Genomic DNA, 16,989 nt, shown 5'->3' with positions numbered 1-16,989 from the left:
ACCTCCGAGGCCGCCCGGGGAGGGCCGCCAGGGCCGGCCCCGCGCCGAGGCAGGTGCAGCCCGGCCGCGCCGCGTGGCCAATCCGCTGCCGCCGATTACGTTCCCCGAGGCGCTGCCGGTGTCGGCCCGCCGCGAGGAGATCGCGCAGGCGCTGCTGGCCAGCCAGGTAGTGATCGTCTCGGGCGAGACCGGCTCCGGCAAGACCACGCAGCTGCCCAAGATCTGCCTGTCGATCGGGCGCGGCCCGGGCGCGGACGGCGGCGGCGGCCTGATCGGCCACACCCAGCCGCGGCGTATTGCCGCCACCTCCACCGCCAAGCGCATCGCGCAGGAGATCGGCACGCCGCTGGGCGAGCACGTGGGCTACCAGGTGCGTTTCAACGACACCATGTCGCCGGGTGCCTCGGTCAAGCTGATGACCGACGGTATCCTGCTGGCCGAGACGCAGAACGATCCGCTGCTGCGGGCCTACGACACCATCATCATCGACGAGGCGCACGAACGCAGCCTCAATATCGATTTCCTGATCGGCTACCTGAGGGAGATCCTGCCGAAGCGGCCGGACCTCAAGCTGATCATCACCTCGGCCACCATCGACGCCAACCGCTTCGCCGAGCATTTCGCGCAGGGCGGCAAGCCGGCGCCGGTGATCGAGGTGAGCGGGCGCCTGTATCCGGTCGAAATCCGCTACCGGCCGATCGAGAAGGACAAGGCGGCGCCGGGCGAGGGTGCGCCCAAGGCGGCGCAGGGCAAGGACCGCGACCTGTTCGACGGCATCGTCGAGGCCGTGGACGAGCTCTGCCGGCTCGGCCCCGGCGACGTGCTGGTGTTCCTGCCCGGCGAGCGCGAGATCCGCGAGGCCGCGGAGGCGCTGCGCAAGCACCATCCGCCGCATACCGAGATCCTGCCGCTGTTCGCGCGCCTGTCGGTGCAGGAGCAGGAGCGTGTGTTCCGGCCCTCCAATGCACGCCGCATCGTGCTGGCCACCAATGTGGCCGAGACCTCGCTGACCGTGCCGGGCATCCGCTATGTGGTGGATACCGGGATGGCGCGGGTCAAGCGCTATTCCTATCGCAACAAGGTCGAGCAGCTGCAGATCGAGGCGATCTCGCAGGCCGCCGCCAACCAGCGTGCCGGCCGTTGCGGCCGGGTCGCCGACGGCGTATGCATCCGGCTCTACGAGGAAGCGGATTTCGTCGGCCGCGCGCGCTTTACCGATCCGGAAATCCTGCGCTCCTCGCTGGCCGCGGTCATCCTGCGCATGAAGGCGCTCAAGCTGACCGCGATCGAGGAGTTTCCCTTTATCGAGCCGCCGCTGGGTCGTGCCATTGCCGACGGCTACCAGCTGCTGCAGGAGCTGGGCGCGGTGGAGAGCGTGGGCGACGACGCCAACGCGCTGACCCAGACCGGCCGCCAGCTGGCTCGCCTGCCGCTGGACCCGCGCGTGGCCCGCATGATCCTGGCCGCGCGCGAGCACCAGTGCCTGCGCGAAGTGCTGATCATCGCCAGCGCGCTATCCGTACAGGACCCGCGCGACCGCCCGCAGGAGGCGCAGGAAGCGGCCGACCAGGCCCACCGCAAGTTCATGGACGAGAAGTCCGAGTTCCTGGGCTGGGTCAAGATGTGGCGCTGGTTCGAAGAGGCGGTGGCGCACAAGAAGACCAACCGCCAGCTGCAGGACCAGTGCCGCGCCAGCTTCCTCTCGCATGTGCGCCTGCGCGAATGGCGCGACGTGCATTCGCAGCTGCTGACCACGGTGACCGAGCAGGGCTGGCGCCTCAACGAGAGCGAGCCCACTTACGAGCAGGTCCACAAGGCGCTGCTGACCGGCCTGCTGGGCAATGTAGGCTGCAAGCTCGAAGAGGCCGACGGCCGCGGGCGCGAATACCTGGGCGCGCGCGGCATCAAGTTCCACCTGTGGCCCGGCTCGCTGATCGCGCGCAAGGTGGGCCGCTGGATCATCGGCGCCGAGCTGATCGAGACCAGCCGGCTGTTCGCGCGCACGCTGGCGCGCATCGAGCCGGAATGGCTCGAGCAGGTGGGCCGCCACCTGCTCAAGGTGAGCTGGAGCGATCCGCACTGGGAGAAGAAGTCCGGCCAGGTGATGGCCATGGAGCGCGCCACGCTGTACGGGCTGGTGGTCTACCAGCACCGCCGCGTGCACTACGGCCCGATGAACCCGGCGGAGGCGCGCGAGCTGTTTATCCGGCGCGGGCTGGTGGAAGGCGAGTTCGATACCAAATTGCCGTTCTTCGCGCACAACCAGCGCCTGACGCGCGAGATCGAGAACCTGGAGCACAAGTCGCGCCGGCAGGACGTGCTGGTGGACGACGAACTGATCTTCGCCTTCTATGACCGCCTGATCCCGGCGGAGATCCACCAGCAGGCCACCTTCGAGCAGTGGTACCAGACCGAAAGCGCACGTGACCGCAAGCTGCTCTACCTGAACCGCGAAGAGCTGATGCGGCATGAAGCGGCTGGCATTACCACGGACCTGTTCCCCAAGCTGATGCCAGTGGCGGGCGTGGATATGGCGCTGACCTATCACTTCGAGCCCGGCAGCCACCGCGACGGCGTGACGCTGACCGTGCCGCTGTATGCGCTCAACCAGGTGCGCCCGGAGCGGGCCGACTGGCTGGTGCCGGGCATGGTCAAGGAGAAGGTGCACCTGCTGCTCAAGTCACTGCCGCAGAAGCTGCGCCGGCATTGCGTGCCGCTGCCCGACTACGCCGCCGGCTTCGTGGAGCGCAGGCCGTTCGGCGAGGGCGAGCTGCTCGACGTGCTGATCGCCGATATCCGCGAGCAGACCGGCACCATGGTCAGGCGCGCGGACTTCAAGCTGGAGACGCTGCCGGCCCACCATGCGATGAACTTCAAGGTGGTGGACGAACATGGCCGCCAGCTCGACATGGGCCGTAACCTGGCGCAACTGCGCGCCGAGCTGGGCGGGCAGGCACAGCAGTCGTTCCAGAGCATCGCTGCGCAATCCGCGTCGCAGGCGCCGGCGGCCGAACCCGGCCAGTACGAAGGGCTGACCGGCTGGTCGTTCGGCGAGCTGCCGGAGCTGCTGGAAATCCGCAAGGGCAACCAGACGCTGTTCGGCTATCCGGCGCTGGTCGACCGCGGAGCGCATTGCGACGTGGARGTSTTCGACGACCCGCAGGARGCYGTGCGCGTGCATCACGTCGGCCTGCGCCGCCTGTTCGCGCTGCAATTGCGCGAGCAGGTGAAGTTCCTGGAAAAGAACATCCCCGGCCTGCAGCAGATGGCGATGCAGTACATGACGCTGGGCACGCAGGAAATGCTGCGCGACCAGATCGTGACGATGGCGCTCGAGCGCGCCTGCCTGCAGGCGCCGCTGCCGCGCAACGAGGCTGAGTTCGCCGCGCGCAAGGAGGAGGGGCGTTCGCGCCTGAACCTGCTGGCGCAGGAGATCGCCCGGCTGGTGGGCGCAGTGCTGGCCGAGTACGCCACGCTGCCGCGCAAGCTGATCCAGGCCAAGCCCTTCGCCGCGGCGCACGCCGATATGGAGGCGCAGCTGGCGCGGTTGATGGGTAAGCAGTTCGTGACCGATACGCCCTACCTGCAACTGGTGCATTTCCCGCGCTACCTGAAAGGCATCGCCATGCGCATCGACAAGATCAAGGGCGACCCGGCGCGCGACACCCAGCGCCTGCAGGAAATGACGCCGCTGCTGCAGCAGTGGCAGCGCGCCGAGAAGCAGTTGCGCCAGCAGGGCAGGGGCGTGGAGGATGCGCGCCTGGACGAGTTCCGCTGGATGCTGGAAGAACTGCGCGTGGCGCTGTTCGCGCAGGAGCTGCGCACGCCAGTGCCGATGTCGGTAAAGCGGCTGCAGAAGGTTTGGGAGGCGATGCAGAGGTGAGGGGGCTTGGTTTTGCGTGGCATGACAGGCCCACAGGCCCCCCAGCCCAGGCTCCCTGCCTCGGCTCGAAAGCCGGTCCACCACGCCCACCACGAAACCAGCGACGCCACGATGCCGTGGCCACCCGACCCGGTAACGGCAGATGCCCGAACAAGCAGTGCACCAGCGCCCAGGGGCATCACCACGAAACCAGCACCGCCCGCAGCCTAGCGGCCGCCCGAGCCGGTACCGGCAGATTCCAGCAGAACCGACACGCCCACCACGAATCCGCAAATCCCATAAACCCTGGATTCTTCTGCCCCTCCGGCCAGGAGTCCGCTTTCTTGGCCTACTTTCTTTTCGGACAAAAGAAAGTAGGTCGCGCCGGGGGCGCGAAAGCCTTTGACGTTGACGTTGACGTTGACTTTGACGTTGACGTTGACCTTGACGTCGACAACAGTTCTTGAGCTGCGTCATCGGATCAGGACCCGGAAACGTTAGAATGCTCGATTAAGTCATTGTTTAACGGTCTTATGCTCGCATTGCGTCGTGTAGTTTCCGGGTTTGCCTTGATCGGTACCCTGTCCCTGGGGATGGCAGCGGCGCCGGCCTCGGCAGAAGTGGTGGTGGTGCTCAATTCGGGTGACGCAACCGTCACGCTGATCGACAAGGACATGCAGAAGGTGCTCGAGACCTTCCCGGTCGGCAAGGAGCCCCATCACCTGATCGCCACGCCCGACGACAAATCGCTGATCGTCGCCAATGCAGTGGGCAATGACCTGGTCTTCCTCGACCCGGTCACGGGCAAGGTCCAGCAGCGCGTTCCCAATATCGACGATCCCTACCAGATCGGTTTCTCGCCCGACCAGAAATGGTTCCTGACCACCGGCAACCGCCTCGACCGGGTCGACCTGTACCGCTGGGACGGCAAGGCGCTGAAGATCGCCAAGCAATTGCCGCTGGCCAAGACACCGAGCCATATCGCCTTCACCGCCGATAGCCGCGTGGCCTTCATCACGCTGCAGGACTCCAACGAGGTGGTCGCCATCGACCTGCCCACGCAGACCGTGATGTGGCGCATGGACGCCGGCTCGGCACCCGCCGGGGTGTGGGTGACGCCTGACCAGAAGTACCTGCTGGTGGGCATGACCGGCGCCGACTACGTCGCCGTGATCGACTGGCATACCCGCACCGTGGTCAAGCAGATCCAGACCGGCAAGGGCGCGCACAATTTCCGCGCGGTGGGCGACAAGCGCCACCTGTTCCTGTCCAACCGCGTCTCCGGCACGATCAGCATCCTGGACCAGCAGACGCTGACCAAGATCGGCGATATCACCGGCCTGCCTGCCGGTCCCGATGACATGGAGCTCACCGCGGACGGCAAGACGCTGTGGGTGAGCTTCCGCTGGGCACGCTCGGTCGGCCTGGTCGACGTGGCCAGCCGCAAGCTGGTCAAGACCATCCGCGTCGGCCGTTCGCCGCACGGCATTTACTTCCGCACGCGCGCGCCTTTGTATTGAGTATTGAGCCGGGCGTGGCGGGCGCGGCGCCGCACGGAACGCGGCGGCCCGCGCGGCACTCGAAACTAGTATGGCTGTCGCCACTCCAATGCAGTCACAGGTCATCAGGACAGGCATCATGAGCAAGATTTCGCGGCCCCGGCCCGCCCGCGCGGTGATACGCGCGGCGGCCGGGTTTGCCGTTGCGGGGCTGGCACTGGCGGCGGCGGCGGCGGGTTTCGCCACCTCGGCCACGTCGGCCACCTCAGCCACCTCAGCCACCTCAGCCAACGCCGCCGGACCCGCGCAGCCGGCGCCTGCCGCGCCGCAATCCTGCCGTGCCGGCACGCTCTACCTGACCTTCGATACCGGCAGCATGAGCCAGGCCACGCTGATCGCCGACACGCTGCGCCGCCACCATATCAAGGCCACCTTCTTCCTCGCCAACGAGCCCACCGTCAACAAGGACAGCTCGCTCGACCCGGGCTGGGCCGCGTACTGGAAGACGCTGGCGGCGGACGGCCATGTCTTCGGCAGCCACACCTTCGACCACGTCTACCTGCGCGGCACGCGCGACGGCAAAGTGACGATGCGCCCGCAGTTCGGCGCGCAGGCCGGCCAGGACGTGACAATGGACCAGCAGGGCTTTTGCAGCGAACTCAAGCGCAGCGCGCGGGCACTGCGCGGGCTGAGCGGCGCCGCGATGTCGCCGCTGTGGCGCGCGCCGGGCGGCCATACCGCGCCGCAGACGCTGCAATGGGCCGAGCAGTGCGGCTTCAGGCACGTGGCATGGGCGCCGGCCGGCTTCCTTGGCGATGAATTGTCTTCCGAGCGCTTCCCGAACAAGGTGCTGCTGGCGCGCGCGCTGCGCGACCTGCGCGATGGCGACATCACCATGGCGCATCTCGGCATCTGGTCGCGCAAGGATCCGTGGGCGCCGGGCGTGCTCGAGCCGCTGATCAGCGGGCTGGAGCAGAAGGGCTTCTGCTTCGCCACGCTGCGCGAGCATCCCGCCTATCGCGAGTGGTTGCGCGGCCAGGGCGCCACCGTGGCGGGCCGCGAGGCGGGGAGACCGTGATGCTGGACACGCTCAACGCCTGGGTCGGCCAGGTCGAAGCCACGCTGTTCCAGGACGTGATCCTGCCGGTGGTCTACCAGCTCGGCTTCGGCGGCTATGCCGAGGACGCCTTCACGGGCACCGAATGGCTGCTGGTGGGGCTGGTGCAGATCGTGGTGATGGTGCTGATCCTGGGGCCGCTGGAAAAGCTGCGCCCGGTCGAGGTCGTGACCGACCGCGGGGCGATCCGCACCGACATTCTCTATACCGTCGTGCATCGGCTCGGCCTGTTCCGGCTGGCGATGTTCTTCCTGCTCGGCCCGCTGATGGACGGGCTCGAAGGCCAGCTGCGCCTGCTTGGCTGGCAGCGCGTGAATGTGGAGGACTGGTGGCCGGCGGTGACGTCGATCCCGCTGGTCAGCTTCTTCGTCTACCTGCTGCTGTTCGACCTGCTCGACTACTGGTACCACCGCCTGTCGCATACCTACCGCTGGTGGTGGAGCCTGCACGCCGTGCACCACAGCCAGCGCCAGATGACGCTGTGGAGCGACAACCGCAACCACCTGCTCGACGACATGCTGCGCGACCTGGTGTTCGCCGTGGTGGCGCTGGCGGTCGGCGTGGAGCCGTCGCAGTACGTGCTGCTGGTGGCGCTGTCGCAGCTTCTGCAGAGCCTGCAGCATGCCAACCTGCGCCTGCACTTCGGCGCGCTCGGCGAGCGGCTGCTGGTGTCGCCGCGCTTTCACCGCACCCACCACGCGGTGGGCGTGGGCCACGAGGCGATCGGCCGTCCCGGCCGGCTCGGCGGCTGCAATTACGGCGTGATCTTCCCATGGTGGGACATGCTGTTCCGCACCGCCGTGTTCACCGACGCCTACTATCCCACCGGGATCCGCGACCAGATGCCGCCGCCCGCGGGCAAGAGCCGCAACTACGGCACCGGCTTCCTGTCGCAGCAGTGGTACGGCATCAAGCGCCTGCTGCGGCTGGGCTGACGGGCCGCGCCGCCGCCTCGCGGCGTCCCGCCTGGCCATGGCGGTGATGTGCCGGCCGGCAGGCTCCGGCCGGCGCCGGTGACGTGTGCTAGTCTGTTTGTCTTCGCTTTCGCGGCAATCCAATTCACTGCATGAACGATATTTTTCGCGCGTTTGGTCGTGCCCTGATGAGCCAGCTGCATCCGCGCATGCTGATGCTCACCGTCATCCCCTTCGTGTTGGCGACGGGGCTGTGGGGTGGCCTGCTGCTGTGGGGCTGGGAGCCCATCATGGCGACCGCGCGCGGCATCCTCGAAAGCTCGGCGCTCACCAGCTGGATCTACGCGGGGCTGGCCTGGCTGGGCATGCAGTCGCTCAATGCCGTGGTGGCGCCGCTGTTCGTGATCGCGCTGATGGTGCCGCTGGTGATCGCCTCGATGCTGATCTTCATCAGCCTGTTCTCCGTGCCTTCGGTGATGCGCCACCTGGAGCGCAGCTATCCCGGGCTGGAGCGGGCCAAGGGCGGCAGCGTGGCCGGCAGCGTGTTGCAGACGCTCGGCAGTACCTTCCTGTTCCTGCTGCTGGTGATCGTGACCTTGCCGCTGTGGCTGTTCCCGCTGTTCTTTGCGCTGATCCCGCCGTTGCTGTGGGGCTGGCTGACCTACCGCGTGATGACCTACGACGCGCTGGCCGAGCACGCCACCGCCGAAGAGCGCAAGACCCTGATGAAACGCCACCGCGCGTCCTTGCTCTCGATCGGCGTGGCGGTCGGGCTGCTGGGCTCGGCACCGACGCTGATCTGGGTATCCTCGGCGGCGCTGATCTTCCTGTTTCCGTTCGTACTGGCGGGCACGCTGTGGCTCTATGTGCTGATCTTTATCTTCTCGGCGCTGTGGTTCGGGCATTTCTGCCTGCGCGCGCTGGAGCAGTTGCGCGCCGAGCGCGCCGCCGTGGCGGCTTCGCCTGCGGCGGACGTCATCGATCTCGCGCCGTCCGACGTGCGGCGCATTGAACAATCCTGAAGCGAGGGCATCATGGGTTTCGGCCTGATCGTCATTGGTGACGAGATTCTGTCGGGGCGGCGCGAAGACAAGCACATGCGCCGCGCCATCGAACTGCTGGCCGCCCGTGGGCTGGCGCTGGACTGGGCAGAGTACGTGGGCGACGAGCGCGCGCGCATCACCGCCACGCTGCGCCGCACCTTTGCCGGCACCGACGTGGTGTTCTGCACCGGCGGCATCGGCGCCACGCCGGACGACCACACCCGGCAATGCGCCGCGGCGGCGCTCGGCGTGCCGCTGGCGTTGCATCCCGAGGCGCGCGAGCTGATCGCCCAGCGCATCGTCGAGACCGCCGCCGGCGATCCGGTCAAGGGCGACCTGAACCTGCCCGAGAACCAGCATCGCTTCAAGATGGGTGAATTCCCGGCGGGCGCGCGCATCATCCCGAACAGCTACAACCGGATTCCCGGCTTCTCCGTAGCCGATCATCACTTCATGCCCGGCTTCCCGGTAATGGCATGGCCGATGATGGAATGGGTGCTGGACCATTACTACCCGCACCTGTTCCATACGGCGGTGCAGGAGGAGCGTTCGTTCCTGGTGTTCGAGGCGCCCGAATCGACCCTGACGCCGCTGATGGAGCGGGTCGAGGCAGCGTTCGGCGGCGTGCGCGTGTTCAGCCTGCCGTCGGTAGGCGATGCCAGGCGCGGCGAGCTCTATGCGCGGCGCCATATCGACCTCGGCGTGAAGGGGGCGAGCGATCTCGTCGAGCCGGCCTACGCCATGCTGCGCGACGGCGTGCGCGAGATGGGCTTCGAGCTGGTGGAAGTCGCGGCGCGGCGGCCGGGCGATCCCGCGGCAGACTGAGCGGCGGACTGAGCGGTGATACGGTCATCGAATGAAAAACGGGACAGCCATGCTGTCCCGTTTTGCTTGCCGCCCGGCCGGGGCCTGGCGGTGTTGCCGCCCGTCAGGCGCCGTGCCACGGCAATCCGCGCACGCACCAGCCTTCCGTCGTCTTGCGGTGATGATGCTCATCGCGGTTGCCCTCGAAGCCTTCGAGCACATCCATCGCAAACTGGTAGCCGGCCTCGGTCGCCACGCGCGCCGCGTGCTTGGAGCGCGCCGCGCTGCGGCACAGGAACAGCACGGGTACATCGGTCGGTACCCGCGCCTTGAGCTGCTCGAGGAAGGCCGCGTTCTGCGCGCCGCCCGGGTAGCTCATCCATTCGACGTGCGCGGACTGGGCTTCCGGCAGGTCCGGCCCGCCGATCCAGTCCAGTTCCGCCTGCGTGCGCACGTCCACCATCACGGCGGCGGGATCGTTCTGCAGCAGGGCAAACGCTTCTTGCGGCGAGAGGGCGCCGAAATAGGGGAGCTGGTTTTGCTGCTGGCGCTGGCGCGCGGCTTGGAGAAGGTCGTCTCGGGTGGTCATCTGGGTGACAAGATCGAAAGGTGGAGTGGCGCCACGGCGCCATAGGGCAATGGAGCGCCCCGACGGGTATTCTAGCGCGCCGCGGGCCGGGCCCGGCAGGTTTGGGCGGCGGTCGGCCGCGGCCAGGAATGCCGGGTGCATGCACCGCAAGCAGGCAACCTGGTGGCGAGCGCACCAAAACAGATCATCATTTGCGTGGTGGCACATTGATGGTGCATTTTCGCGCTGTATTGCACTGTTTTGGTGTTTCCGCGGGCCCTGCCGGATGCGCGCCTGCGGGGCTCGCGCGGCCTGCCTGGGCAGCGAGATTTTGCATATGCCACATGCGCCACCCTGGCACCGTCCGAAGGCCTGCCTGGGGCCGTCCAATTGCACTTTTTTCGGGAACGCAGGGGTAATCAGGGTCTTCCCTTGGCATGCTTTCTGCTAACATTCCTCGTCCCTTTCGTGGCCGGTTTTTGCGCAGTCCCCAAGCCTTGCAGGCGGGGTGTGACGAAGACCGACGCAAGAATGGCTTTCTAGACTTCAGCCGAATTTCCAGGAGATAGGCATGGCCCACAGCGTTGCAGATGTGATGAAGCTTGTGAAGGAAAACGACGTCAAGTTCGTCGATTTCCGTTTCACCGATACCAAAGGCAAAGAGCAACACGTGTCGGTACCCGTGTCGCACTTCGACGAAGACAAGTTCGAAAGCGGCCACGCATTCGACGGCTCGTCGATCGCCGGCTGGAAGGGTATCGAGGCTTCGGACATGCTGCTGATGCCGGATCCGGTTACCGCCAACATCGATCCGTTTTACGAAGAACCGACCCTGGTGCTGACCTGCGACGTGGTCGAGCCGTCGGATGGCAAGGGCTACGACCGCGACCCGCGCTCGATCGCCAAGCGCGCCGAGGCGTACCTGAAGAGCACCGGCCTGGGCGACACCGCCTACTTCGGTCCGGAACCCGAATTCTTCATCTTCGACGGCGTGACCTGGAACATTGACATGCAGGGTTGCGCTGTCAAGATCCACTCGGAAGAAGCACCGTGGTCGTCGGGCAAGGAATTCGAGCACGGCAACAGCGGCCACCGTCCGGGCAAGAAGGGCGGCTACTTCCCGGTCGCCCCGATCGACACCTTCCAGGACATCCGTTCGGAAATGTGCCTGATCCTGGAATCGCTGGGCATCCCCGTGGAAGTCCACCACCACGAAGTGGCTGGCCAGGGCCAGAACGAAATCGGCACCCGGTTCAGCACGCTGGTGCAGCGCGCCGACTGGACGCAGCTGCAGAAGTACGTGATCCAGAACGTCGCGCACACCTACGGCAAGACCGCCACCTTCATGCCGAAGCCGGTCGTGGGTGACAACGGTTCGGGCATGCACGTGCACCAGTCCGTGTGGAAGGACGGCCAGAACCTGTTCGCGGGCAACGGCTACGCCGGCCTGTCGGAATTCGCGCTGTACTWCATCGGCGGCATCATCAAGCACGCTCGCGCGCTGAACGCCATCACCAACCCGGGCACGAACTCGTACAAGCGCCTGGTCCCGGGCTTCGAGGCACCGGTGAAGCTGGCCTACTCGGCCCGCAACCGCTCGGCTTCGATCCGCATTCCGTATGTGGCGAACCCGAAGGGCCGCCGTATCGAAACGCGCTTCCCGGATCCGCTGATGAACCCGTACCTGGGCTTCTCGGCGCTGCTGATGGCCGGCCTGGACGGCGTGATGAACAAGATCCACCCGGGCGAAGCTGCCGACAAGAACCTGTACGACCTGCCGCCGGAAGAGGATGCAAAGATCCCGACCGTCTGCTCGAGCCTCGACCAGGCCCTGGAATACCTCGACAACGACCGCGAGTTCCTGACGCGCGGCGGCGTCTTCTCCAACTCCATGATCGATGCCTACATCGAACTGAAGATGGAAGAAGTCACCCGCTTCCGCATGACCACGCACCCGATCGAGTTCGAAATGTACTACTCGCTGTAAGGCGGGACGTTGCCTGGTTGTGACCGGGCAACAGTTGCACCAGGAAGGGGCGGCTTCGGCTGTCCCTTTTTGTTTTGAAGCCTGGATTGATGGCTAGAATGGGGCTCCTTTTCCACCTCCCTTGCTGATGTCAATGGACGCGCTCGACTTTCCGCACTCCCAGCTCCACCCGATGCCCCGCTTCGGTGCCCGCATGCGTGCGCCGGCGGCCGTATGCGCCATGTTGGCGCTGGCCTTGCTGGCCTGGAGTCGGCCGGCGCCGGCGCAATCGGGTGATATCTATGTCTGCGCCGGCCCCAACGGCGTGCCGGAGTACCGCAACGGCAATGGCGGCAAGGGCTGCAAGCGGCTCAGCCTGCCGGAAGTGACCACCGTGCCGGGCACGCGCGTCTCCGCCGCCGGCGCGGCCAAGGGCAGCGCGCCGGCCACCACGCCCGCGACCTTCCCGCGGGTGGACAGCGCCACGCAGAAGAGCCGCGACGGCGAGCGCCGCGCCGTGCTCGAGCAGGAACTGCAGAGCGAGGAGGCCAAGCTGGCCGGGCTGCGCGCCGAGTACAACAACGGCCAGCCCGAGCGCCAGGGCAACGAGCGCAACTACCAGCGGTACCTGGACCGCACCGCCGCGCTGCGTGACGACATCGCGCGCGGCGAGGCCAATGCCGCATCGTTGCGGCGCGAACTTTCCAACCTGAAGGACTAGTCTCATGCGTCGCCTGATTCGCAGCGTCTCCCGCAAGGTGGCTTCGGCCGGAGCCGGCAATCCGCCCGAGGGCGGGGCCGCGGTGCTGCCGTTGGGCGATGTTTCCTATCGCCAGGGCCTGGACGTGATCGCCAACCCGGTCCTGCTGGTGCGCCAGCCGGGCATGCGCATCGTCTACGCCAACCCGGCGGCCGAAGCGAGCTTCGCGGTATCGCGCAAGGCCATGGTGGAGCTGTCGCTGGCGGACCTGTTCGGCGCCTCGGAAGAGCTCGGCAGCATGATCGATACGGTGCTCTCGCGGCAGTTCGATGCGCGCCGCCAGGACGTGGTGCTGCACCCGCCCTTGCAGGAGCCGACCCACGCGCACGTGGTGATCGGCGCGCTGGAGGCCAACCCCGACACCGTGCTGGTGGAGATGTTGCCCAACGAGCAGAAGGTGCGCAGCGAGCGCGAGGAACGCATCCTCGACCTGACCTCGGCCAACAAGGAACTGATCCGCAACCTCGCCCACGAGATCAAGAACCCGCTGGGTGGCATCCGCGGCGCGGCGCAGCTGCTGGAGTTTGAGCTGCCGGACCGCTCGCTGCGCGAATACACCCAGGTCATCATCAAGGAGTCGGATCGCCTGCAGACGCTGGTGGACCGGCTGCTGGAGCCGMACCGGCATCCGCATATCGTGTCGGACCTCAATATCCACGAGGTGCTGGAGCGCGTGCGTTCGGTGGTGCTGGCCGAATTCCCGTCCGGGCTGGATATCGTGCGCGACTACGACGCCAGCCTGCCGGACCTGCGCGGCGACATGGAGCAACTGATCCAGGCCGTGCTCAACATCGTCCACAACGCTGCGCAGGCGCTGGCCGAGCGCATCGGGCGCGGCGATGCGCAGATCGTCCTGCGCACGCGCGTGGCCCGCCAGGTGACAATTGCCAAGCGTCTGTTCAAGCTGGCATTGGACTTGCATGTCATCGATAACGGTCCGGGCATCCCCGAGGATATTCGCGAACGCATCTTCTATCCGCTGGTGTCGGGTAGGGACGGCGGCAGCGGCCTCGGTCTCACACTCGCTCAAACCTTCGTGCAGCAGCACGAGGGCTTGATCGAATGTGAGAGCCGGCCTGGCTGTACCGACTTCCGTATCCTGCTGCCCCTGCATTGACCTGGCGAAAGCAATTGGCATTGCCTCAACGATTGCTGCCTCCCGGTGCCTCAGGTGGCGTGCAGACAGGAACGCGGAAGACCGAATGACACCGAGCAGACAAGCGACGCACATGAAGCCGATCTGGATAGTCGACGACGATCAATCAATCCGCTGGGTTCTTGAGAAAGCCCTCGCCCGTGAAAGCCTGCTCTCGCGCAGCTTTACCAATGTGCGCGACGTACTCGCCGCGCTCGAAGACGACGAGCCGCAAGTCCTGATCTCCGATATCCGCATGCCGGGTGGCTCGGGCCTGGATCTGCTGCAAGCGCTCAAGGCGCGCCACCCGGGGCTGCCCGTCATCGTGATGACGGCCTACTCCGACCTGGACAGCGCGGTAGCCGCGTTCCAGGGCGGCGCCTTCGAATACCTGGCCAAGCCCTTCGACGTGGACAAGGCGGTCGAGCTGATCCGCCGCGCGCTGCAGGAAAGCCTGCGCGAGGAGGAGATGGAAGACCGCCTGGTGGACGCCCCCGAGATCCTCGGCCAGGCGCCCGCCATGCAGGACGTGTTCCGCGCCATCGGCCGCCTGTCGCAGTCCAACGTGACCGTGCTGATCACCGGCGAGTCCGGCACCGGCAAGGAGCTGGTGGCGCAGGCGCTGCACAAGCACAGCCCGCGTGCCAACGGCCCCTTCATCGCGCTGAACACCGCGGCCATCCCGAAAGACCTGCTTGAATCCGAACTGTTCGGCCATGAGCGCGGCGCCTTCACCGGCGCGCAGACCATGCGCCGCGGCCGCTTCGAGCAGGCCGAGGGCGGCACGCTGTTCCTCGACGAAATCGGCGACATGCCGTTCGACCTGCAGACGCGCCTGCTGCGCGTGCTGTCCGACGGCAACTTCTACCGCGTGGGCGGGCACAATCCGCTGCGCGCCAATGTGCGCGTGATTGCCGCCACCCACCAGAACCTGGAGACGCGCGTCAAGGAAGGACTGTTCCGCGAGGACTTGTTCCACCGCCTCAACGTGATCCGCCTGCGCCTGCCGCCGCTGCGCGAGCGGCCGGAGGACATCACCCTGCTGGCCCGTCATTTCCTGCAGAAGAGCGCCAAGGAACTGGGCGTGGAGCCCAAGCGCATGGCGGACGAGGCCTTGACCTATGTCAGCACGCTGCCGTTCCCCGGCAACGTCCGCCAGCTGGAGAACCTCTGCAACTGGCTGACCGTGATGGCGCCGGCGCAGACCATCGAGGTCAAGGACCTGCCGCGCGAGATGATCGGCGGTGGCACGCCGCAGGGTGGCAACGGCGCGGGTGCGGGCATGGCGCGGGCGCTCGATGCGCGCGCCGAAAGCCGGGCGGACGAGGCCGACGGCCACGACCCGGTGGACTACGGCGCAGCGCCCCCCGGGATGGCCGGGGAGCCTGATGCCGCGCTGGCCTTCGCCGGCCGCGCGGCCTCGGCGAGCGCGCTTGCCGGCTGGGAAAACCTGCTGGCGGGCGAGGCGCGCGCCATGCTCGAATCCGGCCAGCCCGAGGTGATGGATGCGCTGACGCGCCGCTTCGAGAAGGCGGTGCTGGAGGCGGCGCTCGGCGTGACCCGCGGGCGCCGGGTGGAGGCGGCCACCCGCCTGGGGATCGGGCGCAATACGATCACCCGCAAGCTGCAGGAACTGGGCTTCGACTGACGGCTTTGCCGCAGCGCGGAAATGAATACGGCCGGGTTTGTCCCGGCCGTATTCATTTGATGCGCGCTACGCGCGCGCGTCAGCCTCGTGCCGCCAGCAGCAGTTCTGCCATTTCCGCAAATCCCTCGCCGCAAGCCGCCTGCGTCAGGTAGGCGGGCCTGGCCGGCAGTTGCGGCAGAATGTCGCGGATGTTGGCGACCCCGACCGACAGGGGAAAGTGGGCGAACATGGTGGCGTCGTTCGCCGAGTCGCCGATAAACAGCCATTCGTCGCGTTCGGCGTCGAGATCCGCGCCGAGCAGCTCGGCTGCGCACAGCTTGCTCATGCTGAGCTTGTCGTGCGCGCCGAACCAGCCGTTGACGTGGATCGAGCTGACCGTGGCCGTCATGCCGGCATCGCGCATCAGCGCGACGATCCGGTCGACCGCGGGCGGGGGCAGGGGGGCGACGTCCTCGGCATGGTCGATGGCCAGGTCGGCCGCGTGCCAGGCCTGGTCGGAGGCCAGCGCGCAGCCGGGGACCGCCTGCAGGATGCGCTGGCCCAGCGCATGGATGCGCTCGAGGTTGGCTGTCCGCGTGGTGGCGTCGTCCAGGTAGCGGGTAACCAGCTTGCCGCTGCGCAGGTGGGAATAGAAGGCGCCGTTCTCGCCGATGATGGCATCCACCGGCCACAGGCGCGTCAGGATCTCGGCCCAGGCGATGCAGCGGCCGGTGACCGGGATCACGTGCAGGCCCGCCTGCTTGAGACGGTCCAGCGCGAGGTAGGTGGCAGCCGGCAGCCTGCCGTCGGTGGTGATGGTGCCGTCGATGTCGGTGAGCACGCCGCGCACGCGGCGCAACGCCGGGGCGGGAAGGGTCTGGATGGCTTGCATAGCCCCGGATTCTACCCTGTCAAGCCACCGACAAAACGTTGTCATATTATTGTCATTTAGTGGATTTGCCCGGTTTTCCAATCCAACAAGGCGGAGTAACATCCGGCTGTCACAAAAACTGCATACAGTCGGTCGATTTTTTCCCGAACTGAAATAACAACCAGGAGAGCTGTCGATGACCTTCCAACGTACCGTGCTGAAGATCGCGGCCTTTGCCGTGCTGGCGGGCGCCGGCACCGCGCACGCCGCTGTCGAGATCCAGTGGTGGCATGCCATGCAGGGCGCGCTGAACGACAAGGTGAACGAGATCGCCGACAAGTTCAATGCCAGCCAGTCCGACTACAAGATCGTGCCGGTCAACAAGGGTAGCTACGACGAGACCATGGCGGCCGGCATTGCCGCCTTCCGCGCCGGCACGCAGCCGGCCATCCTGCAGGTCTTCGAAGTGGGCACGGCCACCATGATGAGCGCCAAGGGCGCCATCAAGCCGGTATCGACGGTGATGAAGGACGCGGGCGAGAAGTTCGACCAGAAGATCTACATCCCCGCGGTTGCCGGCTACTACACCTCGTCCAAGGGCGAGATGCTGTCGTTCCCGTTCAACAGCTCGACCACGGTCTTCTATTACAACAAGGACGCCTTCAAGAAGGCGGGCCTGGACGCCAGCAAGCCGCCCAAGACCTGGCCCGAAGTGATGCAGTACTCGGCCAAGATCAAGGCGTCGGGCGGCCAGTGCGCGTACACCACCGACTGGCAGGGCTGGGTGCACCTGGAGAGCTTCTCGGCCTGGCACAACACGCTG

At 66.7% G+C, this 16,989-nt stretch carries 13 protein-coding genes; 11 read left to right on the top strand and 2 right to left on the bottom strand.

The features are described 5' to 3' along the window. The 6 genes from hrpA to AC1DK4_RS39260 all read left to right on the top strand — a co-directional run. A partial coding sequence (gene hrpA, locus AC1DK4_RS39285) for an ATP-dependent RNA helicase HrpA (protein ID WP_477132206.1) occupies positions 1–3,883 on the top strand: 3,883 nt, incomplete at its 5' end. 512 nt (positions 3,884–4,395) lie between these two features. Continuing rightward, positions 4,396–5,382: a YVTN family beta-propeller repeat protein gene (locus AC1DK4_RS39280; RefSeq protein ID WP_441623669.1), complete on the top strand. Its 987-nt coding sequence runs from the start codon at positions 4,396–4,398 to the stop codon at positions 5,380–5,382. A 118-nt stretch (positions 5,383–5,500) separates the two neighbouring features. Further along, positions 5,501–6,439 (top strand): polysaccharide deacetylase family protein, encoded by a 939-nt coding sequence (locus AC1DK4_RS39275; RefSeq protein WP_441623640.1) that lies wholly within the window; start codon positions 5,501–5,503, stop codon positions 6,437–6,439. Beyond that, complete coding sequence (locus AC1DK4_RS39270) at positions 6,439–7,413, top strand: sterol desaturase family protein (protein WP_441623641.1); 975 nt, start codon at positions 6,439–6,441, stop codon at positions 7,411–7,413. The genes AC1DK4_RS39275 and AC1DK4_RS39270 overlap by 1 nt, the downstream gene beginning before the upstream one ends. Positions 7,414–7,544: 131 nt before the next feature. Beyond that, entirely contained in the window at positions 7,545–8,414 is an 870-nt protein-coding gene (locus AC1DK4_RS39265; protein WP_441623643.1) for an EI24 domain-containing protein, read from the top strand. A gap of 12 nt (positions 8,415–8,426) precedes the next feature. Beyond that, positions 8,427–9,260: a competence/damage-inducible protein A gene (locus AC1DK4_RS39260; RefSeq protein WP_441623645.1), complete on the top strand. Its 834-nt coding sequence runs from the start codon at positions 8,427–8,429 to the stop codon at positions 9,258–9,260. Positions 9,261–9,363: 103 nt separating this feature from the next. Here the strand turns inward: AC1DK4_RS39260 and AC1DK4_RS39255 are convergent, their stop codons facing one another. Beyond that, on the bottom strand, positions 9,364–9,828 hold the full coding sequence (locus tag AC1DK4_RS39255) for a rhodanese-like domain-containing protein (RefSeq protein WP_441623647.1): 465 nt from the start codon (positions 9,826–9,828) through the stop codon (positions 9,364–9,366). 550 nt (positions 9,829–10,378) lie between these two features. On the opposite strand from AC1DK4_RS39255, the gene AC1DK4_RS39250 reads away from it, so the two are divergent. The 4 genes from AC1DK4_RS39250 to ntrC all read left to right on the top strand — a co-directional run bounded on the left by AC1DK4_RS39250 (position 10,379) and on the right by ntrC (position 15,316). After that, positions 10,379–11,794, top strand: coding sequence for a 3-hydroxylaminophenol mutase (locus AC1DK4_RS39250; RefSeq protein WP_477132205.1), 1,416 nt, complete (start codon positions 10,379–10,381; stop codon positions 11,792–11,794). Positions 11,795–11,927: 133 nt separating this feature from the next. Then, positions 11,928–12,494 (top strand): DUF4124 domain-containing protein, encoded by a 567-nt coding sequence (locus AC1DK4_RS39245; protein WP_441623651.1) that lies wholly within the window; start codon positions 11,928–11,930, stop codon positions 12,492–12,494. Positions 12,495–12,498: 4 nt separating this feature from the next. Then, positions 12,499–13,650, top strand: a complete 1,152-nt coding sequence (glnL, locus tag AC1DK4_RS39240; RefSeq protein WP_477132204.1) for a nitrogen regulation protein NR(II) — start codon at positions 12,499–12,501, stop codon at positions 13,648–13,650. A 112-nt stretch (positions 13,651–13,762) separates the two neighbouring features. Next, the gene (ntrC, locus tag AC1DK4_RS39235; RefSeq protein ID WP_441623655.1) at positions 13,763–15,316 is read left to right on the top strand and encodes a nitrogen regulation protein NR(I); all 1,554 of its coding nucleotides are present in this window, start codon (positions 13,763–13,765) and stop codon (positions 15,314–15,316) included. 79 nt (positions 15,317–15,395) lie between these two features. Here the strand turns inward: ntrC and AC1DK4_RS39230 are convergent, their stop codons facing one another. Further along, a complete protein-coding gene (locus AC1DK4_RS39230; RefSeq protein ID WP_441623656.1) occupies positions 15,396–16,187 on the bottom strand; it encodes an HAD-IIB family hydrolase in 792 nt (263 codons plus the stop codon). A 175-nt stretch (positions 16,188–16,362) separates the two neighbouring features. Here AC1DK4_RS39230 and AC1DK4_RS39225 point away from each other — a divergent pair. Beyond that, positions 16,363–16,989: extracellular solute-binding protein (locus tag AC1DK4_RS39225; protein WP_477132203.1), on the top strand; the 627-nt coding region annotated here is incomplete at its 3' end.

The organism is Cupriavidus sp. 05N38 (genome assembly GCF_056397345.1).
This window is presented reverse-complemented; position numbering and strand designations above follow the sequence as displayed.

Coding starts and splice junctions, on each gene's coding strand:
- AC1DK4_RS39280 (WP_441623669.1), top strand. CDS start 4,396: ATGCTCGCATTGCGTCGTGTAGTTTCCGGGTTTGCCTTGATCGGTACC.
- AC1DK4_RS39275 (WP_441623640.1), top strand. CDS start 5,501: ATGAGCAAGATTTCGCGGCCCCGGCCCGCCCGCGCGGTGATACGCGCG.
- AC1DK4_RS39270 (WP_441623641.1), top strand. CDS start 6,439: ATGCTGGACACGCTCAACGCCTGGGTCGGCCAGGTCGAAGCCACGCTG.
- AC1DK4_RS39265 (WP_441623643.1), top strand. CDS start 7,545: ATGAACGATATTTTTCGCGCGTTTGGTCGTGCCCTGATGAGCCAGCTG.
- AC1DK4_RS39260 (WP_441623645.1), top strand. CDS start 8,427: ATGGGTTTCGGCCTGATCGTCATTGGTGACGAGATTCTGTCGGGGCGG.
- AC1DK4_RS39255 (WP_441623647.1), bottom strand. CDS start 9,828: ATGACCACCCGAGACGACCTTCTCCAAGCCGCGCGCCAGCGCCAGCAG.
- AC1DK4_RS39245 (WP_441623651.1), top strand. CDS start 11,928: ATGGACGCGCTCGACTTTCCGCACTCCCAGCTCCACCCGATGCCCCGC.
- ntrC (WP_441623655.1), top strand. CDS start 13,763: ATGAAGCCGATCTGGATAGTCGACGACGATCAATCAATCCGCTGGGTT.
- AC1DK4_RS39230 (WP_441623656.1), bottom strand. CDS start 16,187: ATGCAAGCCATCCAGACCCTTCCCGCCCCGGCGTTGCGCCGCGTGCGC.